The following is an 18,617-nucleotide window of genomic DNA, read 5'->3' as shown; positions in this document are numbered from 1 at the left end:
GGGGTGCACGAACGGCGCCTGCCCCACCGAACTGCCCACCGACCTGCCTGCCGAACTGCCCAGCGGTTCGGCCGCGTTCGGGTGCAGGCGGTCAGCGCACGGTCCGCTCCGCGGGGCGCAGCGCCTCGGTGAGCGCGTCGAGCGCCCGGTGTGCGGTGTCGTCGTCGAGGACGGCGCGGTCCCACACCATCCGCAGCCGGATCTCCGCTCCCTGGGTGACGGAGACGGCGAAGGGAGCGCGGACCGGTCTGCCGTCGACGTGGATCTCCCGTCCCTCGACACCGGCCAGTCTGAGCGGCGGCCGGCGGCTGTCGTCGTCCACGGTCAGCAGTCCGTCGAGAGCACCGGTCCAGCCCGAGCCGGCCGCCCGCACCGCGGCCACGACCACGTCGAACGGGACGTCGGCCCGGTCGAGGTCGTCCCACCAGGCGTCGGCCGTCGCCCCCGCTGCGGGCTCGTCCCGGGTGTCGGCGGGGAAGACGACGGTGTTGAGGAAGCAGCCGACGACCGGGTCCGCACCGGCGGGGCGGCCGCCCCACGGGTAGCCGAGCGGGACGACGTGGCCCGGCCCGTACAGCGCGCGGGCCGCCGAGCGGCAGGCGTCGAGCAGCGCGGGGAAGGGTACGCCGTGGTCGGGCGCGGGCAGCCGGGCCTGGGCTGCACCGCTCGGGAGCGCGCCGTCGGGTACGCGGGCGGTGCGGGCCGCAGGGGCCTGGGCGCGCAGGGCGTGCAGCCGGTCCGCCCAGTACGCGGTCGCCTCGGGTGTCTCCGCCCGTTCCTCGGCGGCGAGTTGGAGAAGGACGGCTTCCCGGTAGGCGGCGCGTTCGGCTTCTGTCCGCTCGCGTTCCCCGGCTGGCGGACGGGGCCCGGTGGCGTCCTCGGCGTACGCGGCGCCGAGTTCCTCGACGATCCGCGCCAGCGAGCGGCCGTCGCAGACCGCGTGGTCCAGGACGACGGCGACGATGTCCTCCTCGCGATCCGTGTCGCGTACCAGGAAGAGCCTCAGTGGTGGGCCGTCCGGATCCCAGTCGGCCAGCGCACGGCGCAGTGTGTCCGCGGGCCGTTCGCCCGGAGCGGGAGTCGGCCGGGTCACGTGGACGTCCGGGTCCCCGACGCGCAGCACGGGGGTCCCGCGGACGACGGCCGGCCGCGAGCGCAGCACGGTGTGCCGCGCGGCGAGCCGGCGGGCCGCTGTCCGCAGACGCTCGGGGTCGACGGCTCCGTACGGGAAGGCGAAGAACATCGGCACCACGTCGGGGCGTCCCGACGGGTCCAGCGAACGCACCAGTACGAAGCGGCGCTGTGCCCCGGTGACCGGCAGCAGGGCGTCGGACCGGTCGTCGGCGGTGAGACGCCGGAAGCGGGCCAGGTACTGGCCGGTGATGCTGAGCACTTGGTCCTCTCAGTCGTGGCCGCGGTGGCGCGGCACGGGGCGGTGGCGGGTACGGACGATGTGCGGCCTGCCGCACGGGTACGGCGGTGGCCGGTGGGCGGTGCTCGCGCGGAGCTGTTCCGGCGGTGCCGCTCGGGTCGGGCGGTCAGTGGGTGGGCGCGGGAGCGGACTGTTCGGCACCGTCCGCGGTGGTGGTCTCCTGCGGGCTCCCGGGGGCCGCGCCCGCCTGGGGGTCGCCGGGTCCGGGCAGGTCCCGCATCCGGCGCAGCGGGGAGAGCAGCAGCGGCAGCGGTACGGCGAGGAAGCCGGCGGCGCACCAGGCGAGCGCCGTACGCGACCCGAAGGACCCGGCGAGAGCGCCGCCGAGGAGCGCGCCGAGCGGCAGGGTGCCCCACATGAGGAAGCGCAGCGTGGCGTTCATCCGGCCGAGCAGCCGCGGCGGGCACAGCCCTTGACGGAAGCTCACCTGGGCGACGTTGTAGACGACGGCGCCGAAGGAGACGACCGTCGATCCGGTGGCGAAGAGGACCGCGCCGAGGACTCCGTGGCCGGACAGCGGCCAGAGCACGGCGAACGGGCCGGTCACGATGACGGACAGGAGGATGACCCGGGCCTGGCCCAGCCGGGCGGCGAGGCGCCCGGCGCACAGGGCGCCCAGGAGTCCGCCGACGGCCGATCCGGAGAGCACCAGCCCGAGCGCGCCCGGCTTCAGCCCGACGACGCGGACGAGATGCACGGTCTGTGTCGCCATGAGGACGGCCGTGCAGAGGTTGGCGAGGGCGGTGGTGAGGGCGATGACGCGGAGGAGCGGGTGGCCGACGACGAACCGGACGCCTTCGCCGATCTCCTTGCGCAGCGACCCGCCGGCCGCCGCCGCGGGCGTTTCCTCGGGCTGCTCGACGCGCAGCAGGAACAGGGCGGAGAGCAGGTAGCCGATGGCGTCGGCGATGACGGCGAGGTGTGCTCCGGCGAGCTGCACCAGTCCGCCGCCGACACCGGGGCCCGTCACCTGGGCGGTGGACCGGACCGTCTCCAGAGCGCCGTTGCCGGCCACGAGCTGCTCGCGGGGGAGGATCTGCGGCAGGTAGCTCTGGTGGGCGACGTCGAAGAACACGGTCGCCACGCCGGTGACGAGCGCGACGGCGTAGAGCTGGGCCATCGTCAGGACGTGGGCGAGCGCGGCGGCGGGGACGGTCGCCATCGCCGCGGCGCGCACCAGGTCCGCGCGGATCATCAGGGGGCGCTTGCGCATGCGGTCCGTCAGTGCTCCGGCGGGGAGCCCGACGAGCAGGAAGGCGGCGGTCTCCGCGGCGGTCAGCAGGCCCACCTGGAAGGCGGACGCGTGCAGTTCGAGGACGGCCACGAGGGGGAGGGCCACCAGCGTGACCTGGGCGCCGAGCTGTCCGGTGGCAGCTCCCGCGAGCAGCAGCCGGAAGTCGCGTATGCGCATCGGGCCACCGGTGGCGGCTCGGGATGTGACGGACATGTGAGCGACATTCACCGAAACTGCGATCCGGAGTCAAAGGATCGCGGTCAGTTTCGGTCGATTCTTGCGTCTGTTTGGCGCCAAGGTAGGAAAAGTTTCACATAAACGAGGTTCCTCCCGCATGAATTACCGTCACCGGCCAAGCCGCACGGGTTCGGTGAGGGCGGGCGACGACGCGGATGCGAGGGGCGCCTCAAGTGGCACCCCTCACATGGAGTGGTCAGTTCATTCCTGACCGAAAATGCACATGCGTGATCACGACCGTGCGGAACCTCTCGTTCCGTCGGCTATGCGATTCTCGACCGCAGGTGTTGCTCCGTCAGCCGTTCAGCACCGTGCGTTCTCCCATCACCACGACAGGGTGGAGCGTGGGGTCGAGGGTGTGCAGCAGGTACTCCATCGACGACTTGGACTGGCTTATGCACGCCGATGTGCCGCTGCCGTGGTCCATGTGCAGCCAGATGCCGCCGCCTTCCGACTGCCCCTCCGGCCGGGCCGGGTCGTTGGGCGGGGTGCCCTTGACGCGGTTGTAGTCGATGGCGATGACGTAGTCGAAGTCGTGCCAATACGACCTCTTCCAGGACCGGGGCGCCTGGAAGCCCGCGGAGCGGGTGTACGGCAGCTTGGCCCAGGGCGCGGCGAGCACACCGCCCGCGTCACTCAGCGTGAACACTCCCACGGGGCTGCGCAGATCACCCTCGTGGTGATGCGTCGTCCAGCCCTTCCGCCCGTTGTGCGCCGGCCAGGACCGCTCCTGCCGCCACCCGGAGCCGTGTTCGGTGAAGACCGCCACGGTGGAGTCGGGGGAGTTCTCGCCCGCCCCGAACACGGCCACGACCTGACGCGAGTCGGCCGGCACCTGTTTCCACCACCGATCCCCGATGCCGGGTACGCGCCTCAGGGCCGCCTTTCGAGGGCGGGCGGCGTCCGCCTGGACACGCACGGCGGCGCTCCGATGACCCCCGGCGCCGCACGCAGCGAGGGACAGCACCAACAAGACACCACAGCTTGCGACGGCGGCTGCCCGCACGTGACCTCTGCTTCGCATGCGCCTCATGATCGCAGGTTGCTTCGAACGGCTGTGCACAGCTTGGTCATACGCCGCTCGGTGGCCACGACGCGCGGTCGTAGACCGCAACTCCCACCGATGCCGGAGGGTTCGCCGCCGATGGCGGCTGTCGATACGGCCGTGGGCCGCACCCGAGGCCGTTGCCACCGGCCGGGACACGGGCTGACGATGTGCGCTGTCGTGCCGTGCCGCCGGCGCCGGCCTCCCCGGCGGTTGATGGCCTTTCTGGACTACTTCGCGTGCGCCGTCGCGGCGCTCGGCTTTCTGGCCACCCGCAGCTCCGCACCGAGTGCCGGCGCGCCCGGACAGCCCCGGCACGCCGCGAGACCGGGGTCCTGGTCGCCACGCCTGGCCCAGCCAGGGAGCAGCGAGTGAAACACGCCCTGTTGAGGCCGCCCGAGGCGCGCTGGCTGAACTCTGCGCGGCTGAGCGCACACCTGGACCTCGCCGCCCACACCCGTGTCCACCCGCCACTGGCCGAACCGGACCGGGACGCTCTGCTCACCCTGGCCGAAGCCCTCGCCCCGTCCGGCCGCGGCGGCGCCGGCTTCCCGTTCGCCCGCACGGCCCAGGTCGTGCTCGCCACCGCCGACCGCACCGGCGCGCCGCCGGTCATCGTGGTGAACGGCGCCGAGGGCGAACCGGCCGGCGCCACGGACAAGACGCCGCTCGGCGGCGCTCCGCACCTGGTACCGGACGGCGCCTGCCTGGCCGCGACTGCGTTCGGTGTCGAGGAGATCGTGATCGGAGTCGCCGCGGGCAGCCCCGGCGAGAGAGCGGTCCCGGCCGCCCTCGTCGAGCGTGAACTTCCGTGCCCGACCCGGACCGTATGCCTGCCCGAGCGCTTCGATTCCGGCGAATCGGGGGCCCTGATCCGGGGCATCAACGGTCTGCCGGTGGTTCCGGCGCCGCTGAAGACCCGCGCGGCCGACGGCGGACCGCGCGGGGTGCGCCGCCGTCCGGCGCTGCTCGCCAACGCGGAGATCCGGGCCCGACTCGCCGTCGCGGCCCGGCGCGGACCTGCTCACCGTCGACCGGCCCAGGACGAGGAACTCGCGCCGGTCCGCACCTTCACGACCGAGCTGCTGCGCCGGCCCGACACCAACAGGTACATCTCGGGCATGGTGTCCGGTGGCTGGGCTGAGCTTCGCACACCGGGGCCGGGGCCTGCGCGGGGAGCCGCGTCGTTGACCGGGAGCTTGTACGGTCCCGCATGGCGGCACACCGAGGGCGACGGACGTTGTCGCCGTCACTGTCGCTGTCACCCGTCTTCGATCCGCGGCATCCGGAATCCGGGCGGGCGGACGGCTGAGTACGTTGCTCAACCCCCGCTGGCCACCCGCCAGTTGTGGGCGATCACCACTTCTGCCCCGCCGAGGCGCAGGGCGCCTACGGCACCGCTACAGACGCACGCCGGCCTTCATCGGCGTCCGCGGGGCTACGTGTGGTCGGGGATGCTGGTGCGGAAGACGGGCCAGCAGACTTCGGTCCGCCACTGAGTGCTGTCGGGGGTGTGGCGCCGGCTGTGCAGGTAGTACTCGCGCATCGGGCCCTGGACGGCGAGTGCGTGACGTGCGACGTACGCGGCCAGGGTGCCGTAGGCGCGGTCGACTTCCGAGGGCGGCCCGCAGTGCTCGATCACGGCGAGTTCGGCCGGTGGCACGAGCAGAGGTTGGACCCTTCCGACCGGGCGGAGGGGGCCGTCGCAGGGCACGAAGACGGTCGCCTCTCCCCGGTGCAGGGTGAACAGTTCGTCCCCGTACACGCCGCCGGCGTGCCCGGTCTCCCGCAGCCCCTGGCTCGCTACCGTCGCGAACAGTTCGCCGAGGGCGCCCTGGAACCAGGCTGCCATGTCCTGGCCCTCGACCGTCGCAGTGATAGCCGCGGCCTGGACGGCGCCGACGCTGCGCAGCTCGATACCGGGGAAGTCGGCGGAGGCGGGCGCCGACAGGAGGTCGCGCAGTGCCGCCACGGCGCGCTGGGTGCGGCCCAGTTCCTCCTCCAGCCGGTGAAGGTGCGCGCTGATGTGCCGATTGCGGGTGGGAACGTCTGAGGCGGCCAGGACCGTTCTGATCTCCTCCAGAGGCATCCCGAGGTCGCGGAAACGGCGCACGATCTGGGCCGTGGGGATCTGCTCGGCCGAGTAGCGCCGGTATCCGCTCCTCGGATCCACATCGGCTGGTTCGAGCAGCCCGAGCTCGTGGTAGTGGCGCAGGGTTTTGACGGTCATGTGGGTGGCTCGGGAGAAGTCCCCGATCGACAGGTGGCTCGTCACCCGTCGATTGTGCGGCCTCCCGTAGGGGGAGAGTCCGGCGGAGCCCTTGCCTTGACTCTCCCGCGACGGCCGCCGGAAGCCTGCTGCCCACGGCCGGAACCGGGCCGCCGATCACACCGAGCAAGGGAGCGGACCTCCATGTCACACATCACCACCGCCGTCGATGTCGACGAGGTCGTCGGTCGCTACGTCGCCGTCTGGAGCGAGGCGGACGCCGCCGCACGCCGGCGCGCTGTCGCCGAGCTGTGGGCCGCGGACGGCGTCGAGTTCGTCGAGGGCACCCAGTTCCGCGGCCACGACGCACTGGTCGACCGGGTCGCGGAGGCGTACGGGCTGTTCGTCGCGTCCGGCACCTATCACGTCACGCACGACGACCACGTCACTGTTCACGACGACATCGTCATGCTCACCGTCCAGCTGACGTACGCCTCGGGCCCCCAGGTGGGCCAAGTGGCCTGGGCCGCCCGGGTCTTCCTCGCCCTCGACGACGACGGCAGGATCCTTCAGGACTACCACCTGACCGTCCAGCCACTGCCCGAGGCATAGGGCCTGGCCGGTCCGCCCCGCGTGGTCGTCTCGGAACGGGATGCGGGAAGAGAGCGGGCCCAGCCCCGCCTCGTCCGGTTCCCGTGTTCGTTTTCCCTGGGGCCACGGTCAATATCGTCTTAACATCCGTCAGATGAAGGCTCATGGAATATTCAAGAATCGCCTGAGGCCCGCTGTGGCCGCCGCCGTGCATGCGGCGGCGGCCCTGCTGCTTGTTCTGGCGGGCACCGCTCAGGCCGCACCCGGCGACAACCCCGGGGCACTGACGACGATCACCTCCTCCTCGGAGCTGTCCAAGCTCCAACTGGTCGAGCACCGCGTCCCTACGGCTTCTCTCGACAACCTGGCGAGCGAGATGGGCACGTCCCGCGGGGTCGACCAGGTGCTCGCCAGTGCCAACCATCCGATGCGGAACGCGGCGGACTGCCACAGCACCGAGACCGCCGCCCTGCCGGTGAAACCGACCGCTGAGTCCGCCTACTGCTGGGACACCGGTGACGCGGTGACGCAGGACTGGCTGCCGCAGTCCGTGACCTCTTCCGGGGACGCGGACAACGACGGTATGTGGGGCACCAACAAGGTCATCCTGGCCGGGTGGGGGCAGAACGGCGCCACGACCAGCGACCACATGGGCCGTATCGCCTTCATCGACGCCAACGATCCGGGCAACTTCAAGTACCGCTGGGTGCTGCCGGTCATCCCGCTCAACGGCGGTACCGACTACCGCGCGCTCAAGTCCCACCTCGGCGGCATGGTCTGGTACCAGGACAAGCTGATCGTCACGTCGTGGGAGGGGGACGCCGACAACAACGTGATGTACGTCTTCGACATGAAGCGGATCCTCCAGGCCACCGTCAACAGCTCCGCGATCGGCAAGGTGAGCGGCGGCTGGTCGGCGGACGGCTATCAGTACGTGATGCCGGCCATCGGCTCCTACAGCCTCGCCGGCGGGGCCTGCAACGCGGACAACGACGACTCCCGGCCGTGCTTCGGCTCCATCTCGCTGGACCGCAGCAGTGTGCCGGACAGCCTGGTCGCCACCGAGTGGTTCTCCTCCGGAGGTACCCAGCCCGCCCGCATCTGGCGGTACGACTTCAGCTCCGAGCCCGGCTACCTCGCCACGGACAGCAGCGGCCACGTGAACGCCTCGGCGGCGTACGAGACGAAGGCCGTCGGGCTGCAGGGAGTGCTGTCGCACAGCGCCACCAGCGGCGGCACACCGAACTTCTATGTCGACGATGCGCGCGGCGGCGTCGGCCAGCACGGCATCCTGTGGCGGCAGAACACCAGCGGGGCCAAGGGGGCCGCCAACTGCGGGCAGGACATCACGTACGCCTGCTGGGGCCAGCACACCGAGAGCATGTCCTACTGGTGGAGTACGGGCCGGATGTGGACGCTCACCGAATGGGCGGCCGACAGCGCGGGGCACTGGACGGGAACCGATACCGCGATTCCGCAACGGGTCCTGTACTCCGTGCCGTTGTCCTCGGTAGACAGCTCACTCGGCTGACCGAGCCGTGTGCCCCGGCACATCGGGTCCCGCCCCGCCTCACCCGAGTGCTTCGTGGCCGCGCCGCGACCACGTTCGAGGTTGCCGACGTCGGGCGGGGCGGTGGCACCAGCGCACCGCCCCGCGTCGGATGGGAAAGCCGTGCCGGTCCGGTCCTTCGCGGCGGCCGATCGTCTCCTTCCTACTCGCCGCGCGCGGCGAGCCGTTCGGCGATCTCGTTCTTGACCGTCTCGTGCAGTTCATGTGCCGTGAAGCCGAGGCCGCGCAGGATCCGCGCGGCCGGGCTCTCCTCGACGCGGATCAGGCCCAGCAGCGTGTGTTCCGTGCCGACCCAGTCGTGGCCGAGGTCGGCCGACGCGCGGCGTGCCTGGACGATGGCCTCCTTGCTCTCCGGCCGGAAGGCGATGTGACCCCGCAGTGCCTTCTCCCCGGCCGGCGGCATCGCTTCCTCGATCGCGTCGCGGATGCGTTGCTCCGACCCGGTCTTCGCCACCAGCACCTCATACGCCAGGCCCCGCGGTTCGCCGAGCAGGCCGAGGAGCATGTGTTCGGTGCCGATGAAGTCGTGCTTGTGCGTTCGGGCGGCCTCCTGTGCCAGCACGATGCCGTGCCGGTTCAGGTTGGTGAACCGCTCGAACGCGGCGGGCGTGTGGCGTTGCTGGGCGGCCTGTTTGGACACGCCGATGGCGTCGCCGATCTCGGTCCATGACGCGCCGGTCTGCTTTGCCTTGCTGACGTAGTGGTCGATGAGCTGGTCACCGAGGTCGGACAGCGTCTGGGCGCGAAGTCGCGCCTCGCTGATGCGGGCCAGTTCGTTGGCGTCGGGGAGTTCCTCGTCGAGCCGGGCGATCAGGTCGGCGAGGCTGATGTCGAGTGGGCTCATGCGTCAATTTTAAGTTGACGATCGGTCGCCGTCAACTTGTAATTGACGATCGATGCGGCGCTCCGCTGGCCGTCCCGCTGACCAGGGTGCGCTACGGGATGCGAGCCGAGCTCCACCGTGAGTGTCCCGGGCGGACGGTGCCGGGCTGTGCCGGACGGGTCCCGCCCCGCCAGGCTGATCGGCACCGCTGCGTGTCCCTTGGCTGTCGTGATCGTTGCCGGGGTATGCGAAAGATCATCACGACCGCAGCGCTCGCCTTGGCCGCCATCGCCGTGGCTGCTCCAGCTCATGCCGACAGCGGCGACGGTGGCAACGGCAGCGTCGCCACTGCGCCGACCGGGGATATGGACCGTACGCTTCTGTGCGCACTCACTTCGATCACCGGAGTGGGCAGGGGCACTCATTTCTCCGACTGCGTGAACGGCGGCCCAGCGCAGCCGTAGCGCGGTCCGCAACGCATCCATGGAGCGGATCGGTACGACGGAGAGGTGCCCCAGCCCCGATGGGGCACCTCGACCGCGCCGACGGTGGCGACGCGGCGCAGAAGAGTCATCGGTGGTGCGCGACCGCCGTCTCAACGGCGGACCAAGCATCACGGGACCGCAAGTGTCCTTGGGCAGCGAAGCCTGCTGAAGAGGGGCCGGATACCGATGGGGCCCTGAGCCGCGTGAGCTCGATCGATCACCGGCTCCGACCCATGACACCTGGGACGGCGGCCGGACGAATCCGGCGACCGTCACGACACACAGGCCAACCGGGTCGAAGCCCGTGGCGAAGCCGTGGTCGGGTGAGAGGGTCGCCCCGGACTCCTCGACCTCCTGCGCGCCGACGAGAACCTGCTGCGCACCGGCCGGCCGACGTACCTCAACGGCCATGCAGAGGTGCACTTTGCGGCTGAACCAGGACAACTCGACGGGATCGGCCCCGCCCGCAACGACAACAACCAGATCCGCCTGACACCGTCCAACAGCCAGGTGCCCGCGTCGCCCATGGTCAACTTGGGGTTGTCCGTCCGGATCGAGGCCCGGCCGGGACACGAGGAAGAGGTTCAGGCCGCCATCACCGCGGCGCTCACGGACGTCGAGGAGCAACCGGGCACCGCAGCACCTGGAGGCAGGCCGTGCCCGCCTGGCCCGGCTCCAGGAGTTGTTCGCGCACCCGCCGACGATCGAGTACGCCGATGTCCTCGCAGCCAAGATCCCCGGTACTGCCTGCTGGTCGGACTTACCATGACGACGTTGACATGGGGGGACCGCGGTCCACCGCAGGGAGGGAACGGGAGCCGATGAGCCTTCGTCAGTTCGAGTACGCCCTGGCCGTCGCCGCGGAGGGCTCGGTGACGGCGGCGGCGGAGCTGCTGCACGTCGCCCAACCGTCGATGTCCCAGCAGATCCGTAACCTGGAGCGGGAACTCGGCGTGGAACTGTTCGCCCGCACCCCGACCGGACTGGTGCCCACCGTGGTCGGCCGCGCCTTTCTGCGGGAGGCGGAGGTCGCGGTCAGCGCGGCACGGCGGGCGAGGGCGACGGCGCGGGCCGGTGCCGATGAACTGGTGGGCGAGCTGGTGGTCGCGGCGCAGTTGGGCTTCGGCACGCGGCAGCTGCCGGGCGCGCTGGGCGCGCTGCGCCGCCGCTTCCCACGGCTGGAGGTCACCGTCTTCGAGGAGCCGAGCTCCGCCGAGCTGGAACGGCTGTGCCGCCGGGGTGTGCTGGACCTCGCCCTGATGGCGGCGTGCGAGCGGAGCCCCGCCGACGCCCACCACCTCGGCGACGAGGAGTTCGTCGTGGTGCTGGGCGCCGGGCACCGGCAGCTCGCCGCGGACCGGGTGGATCTGCGCGAGCTGGAGGGGGAGCCGTGGGTGAGGTTCGACCGTGACAGCGCGCTCGACGGCGTGCTGCTGAACGTGCTGCGGGAGAACGATCTGACCCCGACCACGGTCGCCCGCGTGTCCCAGACCGCGACGGCCGTGCGCTGGGCCGCCCACGGGCTGGGGGTGACGCTCGTCCCGGCCTCCGCGGTCCCCCATGGTCACGAGCACCTCGTGCGCCCGGTGTTCCCCGTCGTGTCCCAGCCCGTCATCGCCGTGCTCCGGGCCGGCGCGGGCCCGGCGGAGACGGCCCTGCTCGAATTCCTGCGTCAGGAGATGTGGTCCGATTCCGATTTCTTCTCACCGGTGCCCTGACGGCCTGGTGGAGGGAAGCGGGTGCCGCTGAATTCCTTTTGCCGCACAATGTGCCCCGGAATTACGTCGGCGTCAACCCCTGGGGAATTCTCCGCCGTCCACGACGAGATTGCTCCCGGTCAGCCAGCTCGCCCGGTCGGACACGAGGAACAGCACCGCGTGGGCGATGTCGTCCGGTTGGCCGTCACGCCCCAGCGGCACGGTGGTGGTGTTCTGGACCAGTGTCGGGTCCAGGCGCGCCCACTGCTCCCGCGTTGCTTCGCCGCCTGGGGTTACGACCTTGCCAGGAGTCACTGTGTTGACCCGGATCCCGAACGGGGCCAGTTCCGAGGCCAGCCCCCGGCTGTAGTTCTCCAGCGCCGCCTTCGCCGCCGTGTAGTGCAGGAACGGGCCTACCGGGGTGGGGACCACGGCCGAGGAGACGTGCACGATCGTCCCCGAACGCCGTTCCCGCATCCCCGGTACCAGCAGCGAGTCCAGCCGAACCGATGCCAGGTAGTTGAAGTCCAGCGCGTCCTGCCATTCCTCGTCGGGAATGGCCGAAGCATCCTTGTACGGTCGCGCCCCACCGGCGTTGTGGACCAGGACGTCCACCCCGCCGAGCACTTCCTGCGCGGCCGCGGCGAGCGTCTCCAATCCAGCACGTGTCCGGACGTCGGCCGGCACCAGGGTGGCCCCCTCCGGCACTGCGCTCGTCGCCGACCTGGCGGTCGTGAGCACCTCGGCACCCGCGTCCAGGAGTTGGCGCACGACGGCCGCTCCGATTCCGCGAGAACCACCCGTGACGAGGGCTCGCTTTCCCTTGAGCTCTCGCGTTCCCGATCCGTTATCGATCGTGGTCATGCCATTGGTCCTCTCGATCGCGTAATTGTCCGCCCGACAGAAAAGATTCGACGTGCGCAGCGCGTGAATCTTCGAAAGAATCGCGCCTGTCGCCGCGTCGAGCTGCTTCACGGTACGTACGGAAAAGAGCGAGAGGCAAAGACGAAATGCCAGCAGGGGGCATAGGCAATTCCTATGGCGCCCGGCGAGAACCTGTCCAAGGCCAGCGGCCGGCCAACCGGCCCCACGCGAAGATCCGGTCCGCGCCGCGACCGACGGTAGGCAGCGTGACGGTACGGGCGGAGCGCCGGCCGATGGGGACGGCGACGCAGGACAGCAGGCCGTCGTAGGCCGCCACACGGGAGAGCGCCGAGCGTGCTTGAGGCAGCAGGGTGTCGGAGCGTGAGCCGTTGGACCAACGCGCTCGTCACCAGCTTGGAGGCAGTCCCGTAGCCCGCGCGCCGACCCACGGTCAGAGGCCCGTCAGAGTTTGGTACCGAAGTCCTGGGTCCACAGCGGGCCGCCGGAGGCCTGGTTGACGCCCACGCCTATTTCCTTGAAGGCGCAGTTGAGGATGTTGGCCCGATGGCCGGGGCTGTTCATCCACGCGTCCATCACGGCCTGCGGGCTCGACTGGCCCTTGGCGATGTTCTCGCCGTATGTCGACCACTGGTAGCCCGCCGCGGTGATGCGCTGTCCGGGGTCGGTGCCGTCCGGGCTGACGTGGTCGAAGTAGTTGCGGGCGGCCATGTCGTCGGAGTGGCCCTGAGCGGCCCTGTCCAGGTCCGCGTTCTCGCTGACCGGCGAGCATCCGGCGGTCGCTCGCTGCTGGTTCACCAGCGTGATGACCTGGGCGACCTGTCCGGAGGCCGTCGGCGGTGCCTGCGGTGCGGTGGGAGCGCTGGTGGTGACGGTCGACCGGGGAGCGGGTGTGTCGGTTGTCCGGACGGGTCGGGGGCTCTTCTTGGCGGGACTCTTCTTCTTCGTGTGGGTCGGGGAGGGCGACGGGGACGCCGAGGGCGAGGACGAGGCCAGTGCTGCGCTGGGTTTCGCGGCGTCGACGGCCGGGTCGTCGGAGGAGCGTTCGGCGGCGGTGGTGTGCGGTGCGGGGTTCGAGCCTGCATACCAGATGCAGGCGCCCGCCAAGCCCGCCACCGCGACGGCTGTGCCGGCGGCCCGCCGTCGTATGCGTCGGCGCCGCCGGGCTTTGCTGCGGGACTCCTGCCGGCCGGGCTCCGCACGGTGCCCGGCCCCACCCGGGCCTTCGCCGGAGGCGGAGGCCGGTGCGGCGCCGCTCGGGCCGAAGCCCGGCCGGGCAGCCGAGTGGCCGCCGCCTGCGTACGGCTCGGCAGAGGAAGGGACGCCGTACCCGGCGCCGCCGTCGGCCGGGGAGGGGCCGGGCTGCGCCGGGAACGGGGTGGTTGCCGCGACCGGGGCCGTGGCGACGGCCGAGCGGGTGGCGGCGAGCAGCGCCGACGACGCCGCGACCAGGGCCAGCCCGGCCAGCAGACCCTCGGCGGGCAGCAGGCCCTGCCACAGACCGCCGCAGCGCGTGCAGTCCCGGGCGTGGCGCGCTATTCGTTTGCGCCACAGTGCCGAGGGCAGTCCGTCCCAGGTGGCCAGCAGGGCGCGCTGGTCCTCGCACGGCGGGCGCGTGTCGAGTGCCCGTACCACCACACGGGCCGCTTCGAGGCGTGCCTTCATCCGCTGTACGCGGACAGCGGTGTGCTGGGGTGACAGTTCCAGGGCTGTGGCGACCTCGGCGCGGGTCAGTTCACCGGCACACTCCAGCCACCACAGCGCCAGCACTTCCTGATCGTCGGGCTCCAGCCAGCGGGTCGCGCGGGCGGTTTCCTGCCGTTGCCCGGACAGCTGGAGCCGCATGATGGTCAGGTCCACGAAGTCGGCGCCCGGGTCCGCGAGTTCGCCGGCTTCCTCGACGTCGGCGGGGGCGAAATGCCGGTTGTGCCGGTATGCCCGCACGCGGTTCATGGCGATGGCCACGAGCCAGGAGCGGAAGCTCTCGGGGGTGCGCAGGTCACCGAGCGCGTCGAGGGCGCGGAGCATGGTCTCCTGGACCACGTCGTCGACGTCGATGGAGCCGTTCAGCGCCCGGCCCACGATGTTGTAGACCAGCGGGAGATATGCGCTGACCAGGGCGTCCTGGGCCGCCGGATCTCCCGCTCGGGCGGCGTTCACCAGTGCCGCCGTCTCCTCCGTGCGCTGTGTACTCATCAAAACTTCCCTGTTCTCGACGCCGAACGGTGCTGTCCGATATCTGGGAGACCGCTGGGTGCGGCGCCGATAACGGTTACTCGGAGAATTGCTCGACTTCTTCGGTGCGTGGTCTGCCGCGAAGGCTCACAGCATCGACACACCGTCCGCAATGGAGGAGGTCACACCGAGCTCCAAAAGAGCGGTGCCATGTGCGTCCGTCGTCTTGCAGGGTTCGGGCAGGACGCGCTCGACCGATGAGGTCGCCTGCCCCCCTCGGCCGTATCCGGCAGGGCGCGGCGGCCGACTGCGGCCGAGGTCCCGCTGTCCGAGCCACGCTCGGGCGTGGCCGTGGACCACCGGGCGGACACCTCGCTGCACGGCCGGCTATGTGCCCCGCCTGACCGGGCACCCGTCCGACCCTGCCCCCGCCCTCGCCGCCACCACTGCCCTCGCCACCGGCACTGGCGAAGTGGGGGAGTGGCGGGGCAGGGCGCTCGCGCTCACCGTGCGGCGTCCTGTGGCCTCCGCGCGTGTGCACCACATCGGGCTTCGGCGAGTGAACGGGCTGTGCTGTGGGGTGTGAGGGGGACCCTCCGTGTTCCGGTCCGTCGTACGGAGCGCGCTCCGGTTCGTCGGGTGGCGTGCAGGGTGTGGCGGGTGGTGGTGCGCAGGTGGGTCAGGGTGTCGGGATAGGCATCCAGGGTGTAGTCGACGTCGAGCGCACCGGGCCGGCGGCGGCCGGACAGCCACTGACCCACCGGCCGGTGCACAGCGGCGTCGGCACTGGTGCGTAGGCCGTTCCGTGGGCCGGGGATGTCAGACCATGAGCAGGAGTCGTGTGTTCGGGACGAGCTTTCGGTTCACGCTGGTGCTCTGCACGAATATGGTGAAGTCGTCGTTGTGGTCCGGCTTGACGCGAACTTCCTCGCCCGGCAGGCCGAGCAGAGCCCGGGCCGCGGGCCCCGTGTAGACCCGGTCCGTCTTCTTCTCCAGTACCGCGATCTGCTTTCGTGCCTGGACCTTTTCCGACTTGCTCAGTTGGTAGAACGCACCGCCGGTGCGGTATGTGTGCCCGCAGGCGATGACCCAGTCCCGGATCGCCGCGTCGCGAGTCACAGCTATCAGCTGGTACTGCGACGGATTCACCGGGGTGAGGCCGGCCGCCTTGATGGTGTCCTTGTTGACCGCCTCGGCACCCGTGGAGAACACCGCCCGCGATCCCCGGATGCCCCGGGTGCGCCCCACCATGAACTTCTCGGTGGCCTCCTGGATGACCTGCCCGGCCTCCTCCAGACCCTGTGTGCTCGTGGCGTCCCAGACGGCGATGTTGTCCTTCGGGAAACCGCACTGCATGGCCTCGCGCTTGCCCATCTGGTCCGGCACGAGGACGGCCAGCGTCCAGTTGTCCGCCTGAGTCGCCATCATCTTGGCCACGGCATCGACCAGTTCACGTGGGTCCGTGGCAGGGGCACCGGGGCAGCGATGACTTGCGTTCTCCTGCCCGTCGGTGAGCACGAACGTCAAGAAGCTGTGGTCGCCGTACAGTTGAGCCGTCTGCGCGAGCTCCCGCTGTGACTTCAGTGCGGCCGCCAGCAGCGCAGTCATGCCACCGACCCGGTACAACTGCTTCAGTGACGGCATCCTCAGCACGTCCTTGTCGTAGATGACGCACTCCACCTTGTCCGCGAAGACGTACACGGTGACGCGAGTCTCCTGGTCCAGCTCCCTCGACCGGCGGGCAAGATAGGCAATCTGCTGGTCTGCGACCTCGACGACCTTGCGACTCAGATGCGACATGGACGAACTGGCGTCCAGCACAAGAGCAACGTGATTGATGTAGTTCTGACTTCCGGACAAGACAGCTCCCCCTCGTTCCGACTCGATGCTTCCACCGTCTCACGCACCACTGACAATCGATCTTGACTCCCAACGTGGACCCTGGTGCGTGTCAGCTCGCCCTGCGCCCCGCCCCGCACCGACCCGCTCAGCTCCGCCCGTCGCGCTTGCCTGCGCCGTCAGCCACCCTGGTGCTGGAAGGCGCGGCGATAGGCCGTGGGCGTGGTGCCGACAGTGTCACGGAATCGGGCGCGCATGTTGGCGCCGCTGCCGAGGCCGCACCGGGTGGCGATCTGTTCCACCTGGAGGTCGGTGGTCTCCAGGAGTTCTCGCGCGCGGTTGATGCGGGCGGTAAGGAGCCATTGGTGGGGGCTTACACCTGTTTCCTGGCGCCATAGGCGGGTCAGGCTGCGCAAGGAGACGCCGGCGTGGTCGGCGAGGCGGGGGATGCTGAGGTCTTCGTCGAGGCGGCGCAGGGCCCATGTCCGGGTTTCGGTGAGCGTGGTGGCCTGGGGGGTGGGGAGGCTCCTCGCGATGTACTGGGCCTGTCCGCCGTCGCGGTGCGGGGCGGCGACGATCTCCCTGGCGATGTCGTTCGCGACGGCTGCGCCGAGGTCCTTGCGGACCATGTGCAGACACAGGTCGATGCCGGCCGTGACGCCCGCGGAGGTCAGGACGGTGCCGTTGTCGATGTAGAGGACGTTGCGGTCGACGCGCAGCTGAGGGTAGAGCTCTTCGAGGGCATCCGCGCTCGCCCAGTGCGTGGTGACGGTACGGCCGTCCAGCAGTCCGGCCGAGGCGACGGCGAAGGCGCCGGTGCAGATGGAGGCGATGCGTATCCCGGCGCGGCCCGCGAGCTTGAGAGCGGCCCTCACCCGTGGGTGCGGAGGGCGCCGGAAGTCCTCGAAGCCCGGGACGATGATCGTGTCCGCATCGGCGAGCGCTTCGAGTCCCGCGGTCAGTCCGAGGGTGAAACCGGCGCTGGTGCTCACGGCCTCCTGGGTGTCCCCGCACACGGTCAGCTCGTAAGGGGTGTTCGGACGGGTGTTGAAGATCTGCGTGGGGATCCCCAGATCCATGGGCAGCACGCCGTCCACCGCCAGGACCATGACCTGGTGCCTGTTCATGGCCGTAATATTACGGCCGTCTCCTGTCCCAGAGGGGGCGAGCCAGTCGCCCTTCCCGGACCAAGGGGCGTCACGTGGGTAAATCTCCTGTTCAGACCCGGATCATCCGCCCGAAGAGCAGTGGCCCATCTGCACCATGCATTGGCCCCATTCATGGCCCAAAAAATGCGCATGCGGGCAGATGAGCCGTGGCGTGGATGGGAGGCTCCGGAGCAGGATCGAAACGCGAACGCGGGGCAACCGGCTCCACACACCAGTGGACCGGCCCGAGAGTCCCGGCCGTGGACGAGGAGTTGACTGTGACTTCGCAGAATGTGGTGGGCCGCTTCTTCGACGTGCGGGGTGGACAGGTGTACGCCCACGTCCGCGAGGGTGACGGCCCGGCTCTGATCTTCCTCCACTACTGGGGAGGATCGCGGCGCACCTGGATCCCGGTGCTGCAGCGTCTGGACCCCGGGCAGGGCTTCGTGGCCTACGACCACCGCGGATGGGGCGACTCCACGAGCGTGCCGGGACCTTACGACCTGGAGCAGCTCGCGGACGACGCGCAGCGGGTCATCGACGTGCTCGGAGACTCCCGCCATGTGCTCGTCGGGCACTCTATGGGCGGCAAGGTGGCCCAGATGCTGGCCGCACGCAAGCCCGCGGGCCTGACGGGAGTCGTCCTCGTGGCGCCCGCGCCGCCCGCACCGGTCGGAGTGACCGCGCACATGCAGGAGACGATTGCCCACGCCTACGACAACGAGGAGGCGGTTCTTCAGAGCATCGACCTGATGCTGACCCACGGCGGGCTGACTCCCGAGCTGCGCCGGCAGGTGGTCGAGGACAGTCTGCGCGGAGGCGACCAGGCCCGTCTCGCCTGGCCGCGCCAGGGCCTGGTCCAGGACGTGTCGGCCGGTGTCTCGGCCATCGAGGTGCCGGTACTGGTTCTCGCAGGCAGCCACGACAAGGTCGAGCCCCCGACCGTGCTTGCCGACCACCTGCTGCCGCTGATCCCGACCGCCTCACTGACTGTCCTGAGGGGCACCGGCCACCTCTCGCCCCTTGAGGTGCCCGACCAAGTGGCCGCGCACATTGATGCGTTCGTCGCTCAGCTGTAGACAGAGCACGGCACTTCAGCCGCGCATCACCCTCCCGCGGGGTGACCGGACACCGCTCCATGGGCCGTACAGCCGCCCCTGTTCCCCGCCCGCATCCACCGATCAAGGCGCCACCCGGCGACCGTACCGATCTACCCCGTGCCCGGGCACCTGACGAGAGAGACACATCGC

At 70.5% G+C, this 18,617-nt stretch carries 14 protein-coding genes; 5 read left to right on the top strand and 9 right to left on the bottom strand.

Going from position 1 to position 18,617, the window contains the following annotated elements; translation table 11 throughout:
- Positions 1-91 precede the first annotated feature (91 nt).
- The 3 genes from AC4OXY_RS06710 to AC4OXY_RS06700 form a co-directional block, all read right to left on the bottom strand.
- Positions 92-1,393 carry a condensation domain-containing protein gene (locus AC4OXY_RS06710; RefSeq protein WP_491993422.1) on the bottom strand — a complete coding sequence of 434 codons (1,302 nt, stop codon included), beginning with the start codon at positions 1,391-1,393 and terminating at the stop codon, positions 92-94.
- Positions 1,394-1,538: 145 nt separating this feature from the next.
- Positions 1,539-2,879: an MFS transporter gene (locus AC4OXY_RS06705; RefSeq protein ID WP_356031136.1), complete on the bottom strand. Its 1,341-nt coding sequence runs from the start codon at positions 2,877-2,879 to the stop codon at positions 1,539-1,541.
- 319 nt (positions 2,880-3,198) lie between these two features.
- Entirely contained in the window at positions 3,199-3,927 is a 729-nt protein-coding gene (locus AC4OXY_RS06700; protein WP_491993421.1) for a hypothetical protein, read from the bottom strand.
- 392 nt (positions 3,928-4,319) lie between these two features.
- Here AC4OXY_RS06700 and AC4OXY_RS06695 point away from each other — a divergent pair, with 392 nt between their 5' ends.
- Positions 4,320-5,447: a hypothetical protein gene (locus tag AC4OXY_RS06695; protein ID WP_491993420.1), complete on the top strand. Its 1,128-nt coding sequence runs from the start codon at positions 4,320-4,322 to the stop codon at positions 5,445-5,447.
- On the opposite strand, the gene AC4OXY_RS06690 is transcribed toward AC4OXY_RS06695, so the two are convergent.
- Complete coding sequence (locus tag AC4OXY_RS06690) at positions 5,387-6,223, bottom strand: MerR family transcriptional regulator (RefSeq protein WP_376294820.1); 837 nt, start codon at positions 6,221-6,223, stop codon at positions 5,387-5,389. The genes AC4OXY_RS06695 and AC4OXY_RS06690 overlap by 61 nt on opposite strands.
- A gap of 138 nt (positions 6,224-6,361) precedes the next feature.
- On the opposite strand from AC4OXY_RS06690, the gene AC4OXY_RS06685 reads away from it, so the two are divergent.
- On the top strand, positions 6,362-6,769 hold the full coding sequence (locus tag AC4OXY_RS06685) for a nuclear transport factor 2 family protein (RefSeq protein ID WP_491993419.1): 408 nt from the start codon (positions 6,362-6,364) through the stop codon (positions 6,767-6,769).
- A gap of 133 nt (positions 6,770-6,902) precedes the next feature.
- A complete protein-coding gene (locus tag AC4OXY_RS06680; RefSeq protein ID WP_491993418.1) occupies positions 6,903-8,279 on the top strand; it encodes a hypothetical protein in 1,377 nt (458 codons plus the stop codon).
- 181 nt (positions 8,280-8,460) lie between these two features.
- Here AC4OXY_RS06680 and AC4OXY_RS06675 read toward each other — a convergent pair whose 3' ends face one another.
- Positions 8,461-9,162: a Clp protease N-terminal domain-containing protein gene (locus AC4OXY_RS06675; protein WP_491993417.1), complete on the bottom strand. Its 702-nt coding sequence runs from the start codon at positions 9,160-9,162 to the stop codon at positions 8,461-8,463.
- Between the two features lie 1,285 nt (positions 9,163-10,447).
- Between AC4OXY_RS06675 and AC4OXY_RS06670 the strand changes: the two genes are divergently transcribed.
- Positions 10,448-11,344, top strand: coding sequence for a LysR family transcriptional regulator (locus AC4OXY_RS06670; protein ID WP_376294827.1), 897 nt, complete (start codon positions 10,448-10,450; stop codon positions 11,342-11,344).
- 72 nt (positions 11,345-11,416) lie between these two features.
- Here AC4OXY_RS06670 and AC4OXY_RS06665 read toward each other — a convergent pair whose 3' ends face one another.
- From AC4OXY_RS06665 to AC4OXY_RS06650, 4 genes are all read right to left on the bottom strand, one after another.
- Positions 11,417-12,187 (bottom strand): SDR family oxidoreductase, encoded by a 771-nt coding sequence (locus tag AC4OXY_RS06665; RefSeq protein ID WP_356031238.1) that lies wholly within the window; start codon positions 12,185-12,187, stop codon positions 11,417-11,419.
- A 462-nt stretch (positions 12,188-12,649) separates the two neighbouring features.
- Positions 12,650-14,401: a sigma-70 family RNA polymerase sigma factor gene (locus AC4OXY_RS06660; RefSeq protein ID WP_491993416.1), complete on the bottom strand. Its 1,752-nt coding sequence runs from the start codon at positions 14,399-14,401 to the stop codon at positions 12,650-12,652.
- A gap of 798 nt (positions 14,402-15,199) precedes the next feature.
- The gene (locus tag AC4OXY_RS06655; RefSeq protein ID WP_356031123.1) at positions 15,200-16,240 is read right to left on the bottom strand and encodes a vWA domain-containing protein; all 1,041 of its coding nucleotides are present in this window, start codon (positions 16,238-16,240) and stop codon (positions 15,200-15,202) included.
- Positions 16,241-16,398: 158 nt separating this feature from the next.
- Complete coding sequence (locus AC4OXY_RS06650; RefSeq protein WP_402068039.1) at positions 16,399-17,346, bottom strand: GlxA family transcriptional regulator; 948 nt, start codon at positions 17,344-17,346, stop codon at positions 16,399-16,401.
- Positions 17,347-17,645: 299 nt separating this feature from the next.
- Here AC4OXY_RS06650 and AC4OXY_RS06645 point away from each other — a divergent pair, with 299 nt between their 5' ends.
- Positions 17,646-18,446, top strand: a complete 801-nt coding sequence (locus AC4OXY_RS06645) for an alpha/beta fold hydrolase (protein ID WP_376294836.1) — start codon at positions 17,646-17,648, stop codon at positions 18,444-18,446.
- Positions 18,447-18,617 lie beyond the last annotated feature (171 nt).

The organism is Streptomyces sp. HUAS MG56 (assembly GCF_058673395.1).
This window is presented reverse-complemented; position numbering and strand designations above follow the sequence as displayed.

Bases quoted from the DNA above. Each gene is read 5' to 3' on its own strand.
- AC4OXY_RS06675 (WP_491993417.1), bottom strand. From the start codon at position 9,162: ATGAGCCCACTCGACATCAGCCTCGCCGACCTGATCGCCCGGCTCGAC.
- AC4OXY_RS06680 (WP_491993418.1), top strand. From the start codon at position 6,903: ATGAAGGCTCATGGAATATTCAAGAATCGCCTGAGGCCCGCTGTGGCC.
- AC4OXY_RS06685 (WP_491993419.1), top strand. From the start codon at position 6,362: ATGTCACACATCACCACCGCCGTCGATGTCGACGAGGTCGTCGGTCGC.
- AC4OXY_RS06670 (WP_376294827.1), top strand. From the start codon at position 10,448: ATGAGCCTTCGTCAGTTCGAGTACGCCCTGGCCGTCGCCGCGGAGGGC.
- AC4OXY_RS06650 (WP_402068039.1), bottom strand. From the start codon at position 17,346: ATGAACAGGCACCAGGTCATGGTCCTGGCGGTGGACGGCGTGCTGCCC.
- AC4OXY_RS06700 (WP_491993421.1), bottom strand. From the start codon at position 3,927: ATGCGAAGCAGAGGTCACGTGCGGGCAGCCGCCGTCGCAAGCTGTGGT.
- AC4OXY_RS06705 (WP_356031136.1), bottom strand. From the start codon at position 2,879: ATGTCCGTCACATCCCGAGCCGCCACCGGTGGCCCGATGCGCATACGC.
- AC4OXY_RS06660 (WP_491993416.1), bottom strand. From the start codon at position 14,401: ATGAGTACACAGCGCACGGAGGAGACGGCGGCACTGGTGAACGCCGCC.
- AC4OXY_RS06665 (WP_356031238.1), bottom strand. From the start codon at position 12,187: ATGACCACGATCGATAACGGATCGGGAACGCGAGAGCTCAAGGGAAAG.